General features: G+C 76.3%; 12 protein-coding genes. 1 reads left to right on the forward strand and 11 read right to left on the reverse strand.

The window, feature by feature from the left end; translation table 11 throughout:
- Nucleotides 1–55: 55 nt before the first annotated feature.
- Genes SJY06_RS09720 through SJY06_RS09730 form a run of 3 tightly spaced genes read right to left on the reverse strand, consistent with a single transcriptional unit; the run spans nt 56 to nt 2,752 of the window.
- A complete protein-coding gene (locus SJY06_RS09720; protein WP_380167007.1) occupies nt 56–1,402 on the reverse strand; it encodes an aspartate aminotransferase family protein in 1,347 nt (448 codons plus the stop codon).
- A 45-nt stretch (nt 1,403–1,447) separates the two neighbouring features.
- Nucleotides 1,448–1,855, reverse strand: a complete 408-nt coding sequence (locus tag SJY06_RS09725) for an MmcQ/YjbR family DNA-binding protein (protein ID WP_380167009.1) — start codon at nt 1,853–1,855, stop codon at nt 1,448–1,450.
- Nucleotides 1,856–1,909: 54 nt separating this feature from the next.
- On the reverse strand, nt 1,910–2,752 hold the full coding sequence (locus tag SJY06_RS09730) for a nitrilase-related carbon-nitrogen hydrolase (RefSeq protein ID WP_380167011.1): 843 nt from the start codon (nt 2,750–2,752) through the stop codon (nt 1,910–1,912).
- A gap of 145 nt (nt 2,753–2,897) precedes the next feature.
- Between SJY06_RS09730 and SJY06_RS09735 the strand changes: the two genes are divergently transcribed.
- Nucleotides 2,898–3,635, forward strand: coding sequence for an SDR family oxidoreductase (locus tag SJY06_RS09735; protein WP_380167013.1), 738 nt, complete (start codon nt 2,898–2,900; stop codon nt 3,633–3,635).
- Between the two features lie 67 nt (nt 3,636–3,702).
- Here the strand turns inward: SJY06_RS09735 and SJY06_RS09740 are convergent, their stop codons facing one another.
- The 8 genes from SJY06_RS09740 to SJY06_RS09775 form a co-directional block, all read right to left on the reverse strand.
- On the reverse strand, nt 3,703–4,842 hold the full coding sequence (locus SJY06_RS09740; RefSeq protein WP_380167015.1) for a hypothetical protein: 1,140 nt from the start codon (nt 4,840–4,842) through the stop codon (nt 3,703–3,705).
- Nucleotides 4,843–4,845: 3 nt separating this feature from the next.
- A complete protein-coding gene (locus tag SJY06_RS09745) occupies nt 4,846–5,397 on the reverse strand; it encodes an ATP/GTP-binding protein (RefSeq protein ID WP_380169689.1) in 552 nt (183 codons plus the stop codon).
- A 37-nt stretch (nt 5,398–5,434) separates the two neighbouring features.
- Complete coding sequence (locus SJY06_RS09750; protein ID WP_380167017.1) at nt 5,435–5,758, reverse strand: DUF742 domain-containing protein; 324 nt, start codon at nt 5,756–5,758, stop codon at nt 5,435–5,437.
- On the reverse strand, nt 5,755–6,216 hold the full coding sequence (locus SJY06_RS09755) for a roadblock/LC7 domain-containing protein (protein WP_380167019.1): 462 nt from the start codon (nt 6,214–6,216) through the stop codon (nt 5,755–5,757). The genes SJY06_RS09750 and SJY06_RS09755 overlap by 4 nt, the downstream gene beginning before the upstream one ends.
- Entirely contained in the window at nt 6,213–7,949 is a 1,737-nt protein-coding gene (locus SJY06_RS09760; protein ID WP_380167021.1) for an ATP-binding protein, read from the reverse strand. The genes SJY06_RS09755 and SJY06_RS09760 overlap by 4 nt, the downstream gene beginning before the upstream one ends.
- A 125-nt stretch (nt 7,950–8,074) precedes the next feature.
- On the reverse strand, nt 8,075–10,297 hold the full coding sequence (locus SJY06_RS09765) for a chorismate-binding protein (RefSeq protein ID WP_380167023.1): 2,223 nt from the start codon (nt 10,295–10,297) through the stop codon (nt 8,075–8,077).
- Between the two features lie 46 nt (nt 10,298–10,343).
- Nucleotides 10,344–11,063, reverse strand: a complete 720-nt coding sequence (locus SJY06_RS09770; protein WP_380167025.1) for an anti-sigma factor — start codon at nt 11,061–11,063, stop codon at nt 10,344–10,346.
- Nucleotides 11,060–11,611, reverse strand: a complete 552-nt coding sequence (locus tag SJY06_RS09775; RefSeq protein ID WP_380167027.1) for an RNA polymerase sigma factor — start codon at nt 11,609–11,611, stop codon at nt 11,060–11,062. The genes SJY06_RS09770 and SJY06_RS09775 overlap by 4 nt, the downstream gene beginning before the upstream one ends.
- Between the last annotated feature and the right edge of the window lie 132 nt (nt 11,612–11,743).

Here is an 11,743-nt window from a genome sequence, read left to right on the forward strand (position 1 = left end):
CCCGCGGCGCGCGCACTCCCGGCGCTGCGTCCGCCCCGCCCTGGTGTCACGCCCCTCAGTCGATCGACCGGACGGCGTCGAGCAGCAGCGCCACGCCCTCGTCGGCCTCGGCCTCGGTCAGGGTCAGCGGGGGTGCCATGCGGACGACGTTGCCGTACAGCCCGCCCTTGCCGACCAGCAGGCCGCGGTCCTTGGTGGCCTCCAGCAGCGCCGCGGCCCGGGCGGGGTCGGGCTCGATGCCGCCCGGGTGCACGCACTCCAGGGCGAGCATCAGACCGCGGCCGCGCATCTCGGCGATCCAGGGCGTCCCGTCGACGGTCGGCTGGACCGCGGCGCGCAGCCGGTCACCCACGCGCTTGGCGTTGCCCTGCAGGTCGCGCTCCAGCAGGTACCGCAGGTTCGCGTTGGCGCCGGCCGAGACCAGCGGCGAGCCGCCGAAGGTCGAGATGTGGTTGCCGGCGATGGCGTCGACGACGTCGGCGCGCCCCACCACCCCGCCGAGCGGCAGGCCGTTGCCGATGCCCTTGGCGAAGGTCAGCAGGTCGGGGGTGATGCCGTGGGCCTGGTAGCCCCAGAAGTGCTCGCCCGTGCGGCCCCAGCCGGTCTGCACCTCGTCGGAGACGAACAGGATGCCGTGCTCGTCCAGCACCTCCTTCATCGCCCCGAAGAAGCCGTCCGGCGGGGTCGCGAAGCCACCGACGCCCTGGATCGGCTCGGCGATCAGGCAGGCCACGTCGCCCGAGGTCGCCATGTCCAGCAGCTGGCGCAGGTCGGCCACGCAGGCCGCGGTGTACTCGCCGTCCGGCAGGTCCCGGAACGGGCTGCGCAGCCGGTATCCGCCGTGGACGTAGGTGGTCTGCAGGCCCGAGAACGACGTCGGGCTCCAGGACCGGTGGCCCGTGATGCCGATGGTCGAGAACGACCGGCCGTGGTAGCTGTTGCGCATGGCCAGCACCTGGTTGCTGCGCCGGTGCACCGTGGCCATCAGCAGCGCGGCGTCGTTTGCCTCCGTGCCGGACGGGGTCAGGAACACCTTGGCGTCCGGGATGCCCGACAGCTCGGCGATCCGCTCGGCCAGCTCGACGGTCTGCTCGTTGAGGTACAGCGTCGAGGAGTGCAGGATCTTGCCGGCCTGCTCCTGGACCGCGGCGGTCACCTCGGGCAGGGCGTGCGCGGTCATCGTGGTGAGGATGCCGCCGAAGAAGTCCAGGTACCGGGTGCCCTCGACGTCCCAGACGTGGCGTCCCTCCCCGTGGCTGAGCGCGATCGGGTCGGCGTAGTACAGCGCCTGCCAGCGCGGCATGACCGCGCGGTGGCGCTCGAGCAGATCGGCGGTGCGGGCCCCGGCGGACGGGGCGGCGGCGTCGGTCCCGGGGTCCACGGCGGGGTCGGTCATCGTCATGAGCAGACGGTAGGCCGTGTCCCGCCCGCACGGTAGGGGAGTCCCTCAGGCGGGGGGAGCGGCCCGGCCCGCGTCGAACCGGGCGATGTCGCGGGCCCCGGCGGCCAGGCGCCACGACTCCACCAGCAGGTGCTCGACGTGGTCCCAGTCCGGTTCGTGCCCGGGGTCCACCTGGGCGGCCACCCAGCCGCGCGCCCCCAGGTAGGCGGGCACGAACCAGCGGTCCGGGTCGGAGCGGACCAGGTCCGACTGCTGCCCGGGGACCGCCCGGACCGCGAGGGCGAGCCGACCGTCACCGTGGTGGTCGACCAGCAGCCAGGCGAACCGCCGTCGGCGCACGAACCAGCGGGTGTGCCCGCGCTCGTGCTGCACGACCGTGCCGGGCAGGGTCGAGGCGACGTCGTCGACCCGGTCGCGGACCTCGACGAGGTCCTCCTCGGTCCAGCGCTCCACCGCACGAGCGTCGACCTGCTCGCCCGTCGGCGCAAGGGCCCGGGGGCCCTGGGCTCAGCCCTCGACGAGCGGGCCGTAGGCGTCGGGGCGGCGGTCGCGGTAGAAGGCCCACTGGTTGCGGACCTCCTCGATCAGGCCCAGGTCCAGGTCCCGCACCACGAGCTCCTCGTCGTGGCCCGACGCCGCGTCGCCGACGAGCTGGCCGCGCGGGTCGGCGAAGTAGCTCGTGCCGTAGAAGTCGTCGTCACCCAGCGGCTCGACGCCCACCCGGTTGATGGCGGCGACGAAGTACATGTTCGCGGCCGCGGCGGCCGGCTGCTCGAGCTTCCACAGGTAGTTGCTGAGCCCGCGCGAGGTGGCCGACGGGTTGAAGACGATCTCGGCCCCGGCCAGCCCCAGCGCCCGCCAGCCCTCGGGGAAGTGGCGGTCGTAGCAGATGTAGACCCCGACCTTGCCGACCGCGGTGTCGAACACCGGCCAGCCCAGGTTGCCGGGGCGGAAGTAGAACTTCTCCCAGAAGCCCTTGACCTGGGGGATGTGGTGCTTGCGGTACTTGCCCAGGTAGGTGCCGTCCGCGTCGACCACCGCAGCCGTGTTGTAGAGGAAGCCGGCCTGCTCGCGCTCGTAGACCGGCAGCACCATCACCATGCCGAGCTCCTTGGCCAGGGCGGAGAAGCGCTGCACGGTGGGCCCGTCGGGCACGGCCTCGGCGTAGTCGTAGTACTCCGTCTCCTGCACCTGGCAGAAGTAGGGGCCGTAGAACAGCTCCTGGAAGCACATGACCTGCGCCCCCTGGGCCGCCGCCGCACGGGCGTGCTCCTCGTGCCGGTCGAGCATCGACGCCTTGTCACCCGTCCACGCGGTCTGGACTACGGCTGCACGGACCACGCGGGACATGGCACTCCTCGGGGGTTGGTCGGTCGACGGGTGGCTGCCCGGTCGGGCCCCGACGGTAGGTCAGGGGGAGGGCGCCGTAAAGGTCGGGTGGTGCCCCGTCCGCTCCACCGCGCGCGCCCCGCCGCGGCTGGCTAGCGTCCGGGGCATGACCCTGATGCAGCCCCGTGACCTGACCGGCTCCGTCGTCGCCATCACCGGAGCCTCCGCGGGCATCGGCCGGGCCGTCGCCGAGGCCCTGGTCGCCGCGGGCGCCAACGTCGTCGTCGGGGCCCGCCGCCTCGAGCGGCTCACCGAGCTCGCCGAGCAGCTGGGCACGGACCGCGTCGTGCCCGTGCAGATGGACGTCCGCGAGCCGGCCGACAACGCCCGCCTGGTGCAGGCAGCCCTGGACACCTGGGGCCGGCTGGACTCCGTCGTGGCCAACACCGGCATCGGCTCCTACGGGTCGGTCCTCGACGGCACCGACGACGAGATCCGGACCATGGTCGACACCAACTTCACCGGCACGGTGTTCACCGTGCGGGCGGCGCTGCCGACCATGCTGCAGGCCGGGGCGGGCGACGTCGTGATCGTCGCCTCCGTGGCCAGCTTCCGCGGCGGGGCCGACGAGGCCGTCTACGCGGGCACCAAGTTCGCGCAGCAGGGCTTCGCCGGGTCCATCGACCGCGAGCTGCGCGAGAAGGGCATCCGCGTGACCACCATCAACCCCGCGGGCGTGGAGACCGAGTTCGCCATCGGCAAGGGGCGCACCGAGGGCGACCCGGCGCTGGCGGAGTACCTGCGGCCGGAGATGGTGGCCCACGCCGTCCTCACCACGCTGCAGCAGCCCCGCGAGATGCGCACCCAGTCCTGGGCGATGTGGAGCATGGGCCAGGGCAGCTGAGGCCCGTGCCCGGCCGCCCGGCCGCCCGGCCGCCCGGTCGCCCGGTGGCCGGGTGGGGGAGGGGCGGTCAGGCGCCTGTGGCCAGGGCCGCGCCCGCGCCGGCGGCCAGGCCCATGAGCAGCAGCTCGGCCGCACCCACGCGGGCGAGGTCGCGCCACGGGACCGGTGAACCGGCGCGGGCGCGAGCCACGACCCGCAGGCGCTGCTGCCGTCCCGCGACCGCGAGGGCCACCATGACGGCCGCCTTGCCCGCGGCCAGCAGCAGCCAGGTGCTCGTCGGCGTCCCGTCCTGCCAGCGCAGCGCCACCGCGGCCAGGCCCGACAGGGCCACGGCGACGAAGGCCAAGCCGGCCAGGCGCGAGAACGCCGGCAGCACCGCGGCCACGTCCTCGGCCCCGCCGAGCCGCAGCACCAGCAGCGCCCCGAGGCCGCCGGCCCAGACCGACGCCGCGAGCACGTGCACCACGAGCACGCCGATCATGGCCTCGTGGCCGGTGCCGTGGCCCCCGACGCCCAGCAGGGCCGTCGCCAGGGCCGCCCCCACCGTCAGCCGCTGCAGCCCGACCCGGTGCGAGGTGCGCACCGCCAGGACCGCCACCACGAGCAGGGCGACCGCGGAGTAGGCCATCATCCGCAGCCCGCCCACCACCGACAGCGCCAGCCACAGGTCGCCGCCCAGCCCGGCCGCCGGCAGCAGCGGGCGAGAGGTCACGTCGGCCGCGGCGGCCACCACGTACCCGGCGCCGGCCAGCGCGGCGACCGCGGCCGTGACGGCTGCGGTCCGGACCCCACCCCGCACCGGCGAGGGGGCCGGCGGGGAGGAGGCGGGCAGCGGTGACGCGGGCAGCGGTGACGTGGGCAGCGGGGCGCCCGGGCCGGTGACGCCGGTCAGCAGCAGGAGGCCCAGGGTCAGGGCGCCCGCCACGTCACGGACCACCCGCAGGGCGGGGGCCAGCCACCACGGCGGGCCCTGCTCGACGAGCAGCCCGGGGGTGGCGGCGCCGAGCCACCACGAGGCCAGCAGGCCGGCCGCCACGGCGACCGAGGTGGCCAGCGCCGTGCCGAGCAGCGTCAGCAGGACCCACGGTCGCGGCCCGGACGCCGGGGCGACCGCCCCACCCCCACCGGGCCGCCGGTCGGGCGCCGGCCGCTCCCGTGGCCGGCGCGGGCCCGGCAACGACGCAGCCCGGACCGGGGTGGCGGGCACCTCTCAGCCCACGGGCTGCGCGACGGGCGAGGCCCGGCGGGCCCGGCCCAGGGCGTGCTGCACGAGCGTGACCAGCAGCTGCCGCGAGGAGGCGAGGTCACGCGCGTCACCGGTGACGATGGGCACGTCGGGGTCGACGGCCAGCGCCTCGCGCAGCGCCGCCTCGGGGTAGGCCTGCGCCCCGGGGAACTCGTTGACCGCGACGACGAACGGCAGGCCGGCCTTCTCGAAGTAGGCGACCGGGCCGAACGCGTCGGCCAGGCGTCGGGTGTCGACGAGCACGATCGCGCCGACGGCCCCAGTGGCCAGCTCGTCCCACATGAACAGGAACCGGTCCTGCCCCGGGGTGCCGAACATGTAGAGCACCAGGTCGTCCGACAGCGCGCTGCGGCCGAAGTCCAGCGCCACGGTCGTGGTGGTCTTGCTCGCGACCTGGCTGGTGTCGTCGACCCCGACCGACAGCGCGGTCATCGGGGCCTCGGTGCGCAGCGGCGTGATGTCGCTCATGGTGGCGACCAAGGTGGTCTTGCCCACGCCGAAGCCGCCCGCGACCAGGACCTTGACGGGGACGGGGGTGCGGGCGGTGCTGTCGTCAGGGTGTGCCGAGTGCATGGAGCACCTCTTCCAGGAAGGCCGGGGAGCGGGGGTCGGAGGTGCGGGTGACGATCAGGAACCCCGAGTCCTGGCCGTCGGCGACGAGGATGCGGGCCACGGCCAGCGGCAGGTTCAGCAGCGCCGCGACCTCGGCCACGGAGCGCGGCTCGCGGCAGAGCCGGACCACGGAGCCCAGCTCGAAGCGCAGGGCGTCGGCGGCCTCACGACCGGCGTCGGTGGCCCGGACCTGGGACTCCAGCGGCAGGACGGCGCGGGTCCGGCCGGACACCATGGCGAACGGCCGGACCATCCGGCCGGTCACGAGGGGCCCTGCCCGCCCGGTCCCGTCTGCCGGGGCAGCTGGCCGGTGCCGCGCAGCTCGGGCGTGAGCACGCGGCCGATGCGCTGCACCAGCAGGCCCAGCTCGTAGCCGACCAGGCCCAGGTCGACCTCGCGGGAGGTCAGGACGATGACGGCGGCCGTGTCGGCGATGCTGGCCACGATCATGAACCCGCGGTCGATCTCGACCAGGGTCTGCACGGGCCGCTCGGCCCCGCACGTCGCCGCGGCCGACACCGTGAGGCTGGCCAGCCCGGACGTGATCGACGACAGCAGCTTCTGCGTCGCGGGGTCCAGGCCGGGGGTGCTGGCCAGGTGCAGCCCGTCCGCCGTCGCGGTCAGGGCGTGCAGGACGCCCGGGACCTTCTTCTTCAGGCCGGACATGACCCAGTCCAGGTCGGCGCCCACCGTGGCGGTGGTGCCGAGGTCGGGCGTGCTCATGACTGGTCCCCTCCGTCGCCGGTGGCCCACAGGTCGACCGGGGCGGGCGTGCTGACGTCGTCGGCGCGGCTGCGGCGCGGCAGGTCGGGCAGGCCGTCGCCGGCGGGGGCGTCGGCCGAGACCGAGGCACCCTGCCGGGACGTGAACGCGGAGTACGCGGAGAACGCGGAGCCGGCGTGGGCCGGGGCCGGCGGCTGGTCCGTCACCGCGGCGGGGCGGGCGGCCGACGCCGCGTACTCGGGGACCGGCCGTGCGACGGGCGGTGCGACGGGCGGTGCGACCGGCTGCGCGACGGGCGATGCGACGGGCTGGGCGGCGGGGGCCCACAGGTCCGGGCCCGCCGGGGTGGGGCTGCCACCCTGCGCGGGCACGGCGTGCTGGGCCCGCCGGCCCGGCCCGCCGGGGGCGAACGCGGGCTCGACGACGGCCTCGGCCACGACCAGCGAGGCGGGCACGACCACCTGGACGGCCGTGCCGCCCGCACCGGCCTGCACGTCCACCGTCAGGCCGTGGCGCCGGGCCAGGGCGCCGACCACCTGCAGGCCGAGCCGCGCGTCGCCCGGGGTCATGGCCCGTCCGCCGCTGCCGTCGGAGGCCGACCCCAGCAGGGCCCGGGCGTCGGCCAGGGTGGCCTCGTCCATGCCGACGCCGTGGTCACGGACCACCACGAACAGGTCGCGCGACGGCGCGATCTCGGCCGACACCGTGGCCCGGGTGCTCGGCGGGGAGCTGGCCGTGGCGTTCTCGACCAGCTCGGCGAACAGGTGCGACAGGTCGGCGGCCGCACGGCCCTCGACGCTCGGGTCCTCGCCCAGCAGCAGGTCGATGCGCCGGTACTCCTCGACCTCGCTGATCGCCGCGCGCAGCACGTCGGACAGCGGCACGGGCTCGCGCCAGATCCGGGCCGGCTCCGCCCCGGACAGCACCAGCAGCGACTCCGCGTTGCGGCGCATCCGCGTGGACATGTGGTCGAGGCTGAACAGCCGGTCGAGCACGTCGGGACGCTGCTCGTCGGTCTCCAGCTCCTCGATGGTGTCCAGCTGGCGCTGCACCAGGGACTGGTTCCGGCGGGCCAGGTTGAGCAGCATCTGGCTCTGGGCCTGCCGCTGCTCGATGTCGGCGCGGGCGCGCTGCAGGTCCTTGGCGCTCAGCTCGGTGGCCAGCGACGTGGCCCGGCGCTGCTCGGCCTCGGTGTTGGACCAGAAGATGATCAGGCCGATGCTCAGCAGGGCCACCCCGGCCGCGTGGACCCCGGACCACAGCCAGGGGTTGGCCTGGCCGGCGGCGTGGTTGAAGACCAGGTCGGGCACGACGCCCGAGCCCAGGCCATGGCTCAGCGCGGTGAACCCGATGTACCAGGTGAACGGCAGCCAGTCCTGGTAGAGCGCGATGAACCCCAGCACGATGAAGAAGTGGAAGTGGGACTCGATCTGGCCCCCGGTCACGTGGACCAGGACGATCGACGTCCACGACAGCCCGGCCGTCACCAGCACCGCGCGCAGCCGGCTGCGGCTCGCGCCGCCCAGCGACGCGGCGCCGGCCGCCAGCAGCGCCGGCAGGACCTCCAGCGCCAGCAGCAGCGGGTCGAAGCCACGGAGGAGGCCCACGACGTACAGGACCGGCACGTGGCCGAGCAGGATGCGCACCAGCAGCCGGTGGCGGCTGGCGAACACCTCCGGGGCGAGCAGGTTCCCGGTCGGCACGAACCGGGCGATGGTGGGTGCGGCGGACATCGTGGTCCTCGTCTCCGTACGTCGGTGGCGCCGGGGGTCGCGGCAGGGCTTCGGGGAGGTGTCGGAACCCGGGCCGTCGTCCCGGAGCCCGCCGTGGCCGCGTCACCGGATCGGAGCAGTCCCGCTCACCCGGCCGGGGCAGCCACCGGCTGCTCCGGGTGCTCGGGACCCAGCAGCCGCCAGCGCCGCAGCAGCGCCCGCGACAGCTGCAACGCCTCCGGTGACGGGGCCGCCCACCGGTGCCCGTCCACCCGGCGCACCCACTGCAGCCCGCGCAGCGCGTTGGCCGTGAGCAGGGTCGACGCCGTGGCCAGCGCCGTCCCGTCGAGGGGCCCCAGCCGCACCGCCCAGCCCAGCTGCCGCGCGAGGTCGACGCACTGCTGCCGCGTGACGCCGGGCAGCACCCGGCCGTCGCAGGGCGGGGTGAGCAGCGTCGGCGCCGTGCGGCCCGGCCCGCCGGGCATTACGGCCAGCAGGCAGGCGCGCGTGGTCTCCAGCAGGTCCCCGGTCGTGGTGCGCAGCGCGACGTCGTCGGCGTCCGGGGTGACCGACCGGCCCTGGGCCAGGGCCGCCTCCACCCAGCGCCGGTCGGCGTACTTGTGCCGCTCCAGGCCGTGGGCCGGGGCGGGGGCGAGCCCCAGCAGCAGGCCCGGCGAACGGTCCAGCGGCGCCGGCCGGGCGAACGGCTCGACCTCGACCACCCCCGGGCCCGGTCCCAGCGGTCGGCGCAGCCGCAGCCGGTGGGCCCCCGCCCCGGCCCGGGCCGCGGCCTCGTGCAGCTGCTGCTCGACGTCGTCGGCGACGGTGCCGCCCGTCAGCTCCCAGACCGAGCGGCGCAGCCGCGCGGCGTGGTCGGCGGCCTCCACGGCCCGCCCGTCCACGGCCAGCACCGTCTCCAGCAGGCCCGCCGCGGGGTCGGACACCCCCTTGCGGGGCGCGGTCTGCGGGGTGGGCCCGGGCGGGTCGAGCCCGAGCGCGCGCAGCAGCGGTGCGGCCTTGGTCAGGACCTCCTGCCACTCCTCGGCCGGGGTGGAGTCCGCCACGATGCCCCCGCCCACGCCCAGGGCGGCCGTGCCGTCGGCGGCGACCTCCAGGCTGCGGATCGTCACGGCCAGGTCCGCCAGCCGCGGCCCGACGAGGCCCACCGCCCCGGTGTGCGCCCCCCGGGCGGCCGGCTCGAGCCCGTCGGTGACCTCGGTGGCGCGCTGCTTGGGCGTGCCGGTGACCGACCCGGGCGGGAACGTGGCCGCCACCAGCGCCCCGGGCCCGGTGCCGGGCAGCAGCCGGCCCGACACCTCGGAGACCAGGTGGGCGACCCCGGCGTGGGGGCGCACCCCGAGCAGGCTGTCGACCCGGACCGTGCCGGGACGGCAGACGCGGGACAGGTCGTTGCGGACCAGGTCGACGATCATGACGTTCTCACTGGTGTCCTTGGCCGAGGCGAGCAGGGCCCGGTCCTCGCCGGCCGGTCGGGTGCCCTTGATCGGGGCGGAGCGGACCGTCTCGCCGGACAGCTGCAGGTACAGCTCCGGCGAGGCGCCCAGCAGCGCCCCCCAGGGGGCCGTGACCAGCGCCGCCCGGTCCGGCGCCAGGGCCCGCACCAGCGCGGCCCACGCCTGCACCGCCGCGGTCCGGCCGTCCGCCAGCCGCAGCCCGAACCGGGTGCAGACGTTGGCCTGGGCGATGTCACCGGCCCGGACCGCCGTCACCACCTGCTCGACGGCGGCCATGTGGGCGCGGTCGTCGGGCAGCTGCTCCAGCCGGACGGCAGGACCGGGGCGGGGCCCGGCCGCCCGGTCCCCCCGCAACCCGGCCACGGCCGCCTCGGCCAGGGCCACGGCCCGCGCGGTCGCCGCACCGCTGCCGTCCTCGAGGGCCTCGGCCCACCAGCGCTCGCCGTCGAAGCGCAGCACGTGGTCGTGCCGGCTGGTCAGGACCGTGGGCAGGCGGGGGCCGACCGTCGCCGGCGCGGTGGTGCGCACCCGTCCCGTCGCGCGGCCCAGCGCGTGGCCGAGCAGGGTGACGCAGCCCCCGCCCACCGCGTCCGCGGGCACCCCCGGGCCGACCTGCACCGGCGCTCGGGCGTCGTCGAGGGTGCGCACGAGCCTCGCCAGGTCGGGGGCGGGGTCGACGCCGGGGGCCTCGGGGAGCAGGCCCTGCTCGTGGACCTCCGTGGGGTCGGCCGTCACCAGCAGCGCCGTGCCGCTCCAGCGGCCGGCCAGCGCGGCCAGCCGCCGCCGCCCCGCCAGGGGAGCCAGGGCCAGCACCACGTCGGTCGGGTCCTGCTGCCCCACCGGCAGGCCCGTGACCGGCAGGGCGACGAGCCGACGGAGGGGGACCTGGGGCACGGGGCGAGACTATTGCGGGCCGCGCCGACCGGACCGCCCCGGGCGTTCAGTCGAGCAGGGTGAGCGGCCCCTGCAGCACGACGTCGCCGGCGGGGGCCGGGTCGCCGTCGCCCACCTCGGCGGTGATCTCGATCTCGGGGAACAGCGACGGGTCCACGGCCGCGTGGAGCACCACGAGCGTGTAGCCGTCGTCGTAGTCCGGGTGGAAGGTGCCGGCCGACACCCGGTCCGGCGAGCCGGGGGAGTCGTCGGGCCCCACGAACCACAGTTCGTAGTACTCACCCAGCGGCAGGATCGGCAGGCTGTCGGACTCCAGGACGACGATGCGGCCCTCGGGTGCGCGGGAGCCGTCCAGGGCGACCTCGACCCCGTCGACGGCCAGGCTCGCCTCGAACTCGGGGGTGCCGCGGGCCAGCAGGTCCTGCTCCGAGCCGGAGGGTCCCGAGGTCAGGCCGACGCCGACGGCCGCCCCGGCCGCCAGCAGCAGCAGGCCTGCGGCCAGCCCGAACAGCAGGCGGGACCGCGACGCCGGCCGCGGAGCGGTCAGGGGCGCGTCGGGCTCCTCGGGTGCGTCGCGCTCCTCGGGTGCGTCGGGTGCGTCGGGTGCGTCCGGTGCGTCCGGTGCGTCGGCGGCAGGGGCGTCGGCCTGCTCGGCGCGGGCCTGCTCGGCGCGGGCGCGCAGCGCGGCGACCCGGTCGGCGGGAGGCTGCGCCGGAGCCGGGCGCAGGGCCTCGCCCAGCACGGTCTCGAGCTCGTCGTCGTTCACGGGTGCACCTCCTCCAGCCGTCGTCTGAGCCTGTCCAGGGCGCGGGACTGCGCCTGTCGTACCGCGCCCTCGCGCCGTCCCACCACGTCGGCCACCTCGGCCGAGGACAACCGGGCGACCAGCCGGAGCCAGAGCACCTCCTGGTCGTCGTCGGACAGCCCGGTGAACGCCCGTCGCACCGAACCGGTGAGCTCGGCGTCGAGCAGCTCCTCCAACGGGCCGGGACCCGGGTGGGGCAGCTGCTCCTCGGTGGCGGCGGGGGCGCTGCGGCCCTGGGCCCGGGTGTGCTCCAGCACGACGTTGCGGAGGATGCCGTACAGCCAGGCCTCCAGGCGCAGGCCCTGGTCCTCCAGCGTCGCCACCCGGTCCATGGCCCGGGCCATGGCCTCGCTCACGGCGTCGTCCGGGTCGGCCCCGGCGGGCAGCCGACGACGGGCGTAGTCCACGAGCCGGGGGTAGGAGCGGCGGTAGACCGTCTCCCACGCGTCCGGGTCCAGCGCCCTGGCCCGGGCGAGGAGCTCGCGCTCCTCGTCTCGGTCCGGGGCCACGGGCCCGAGAGTACGCACGACGTCGGGTCCTCCACCTGTCGAGGCCGCCCCGGGCGGGTCGTGCCGACCCGCACCGGGGCGGTGGGATGTGGTGCCGGTGGTGCCGCACGGCCGGCGACGGGCGCCGGCCGT

Source organism: Jannaschia sp. R86511 (assembly GCF_042466345.1).
In the GTDB taxonomy this organism is placed as follows: domain Bacteria; phylum Actinomycetota; class Actinomycetes; order Actinomycetales; family JBBAYJ01; genus Aquipuribacter.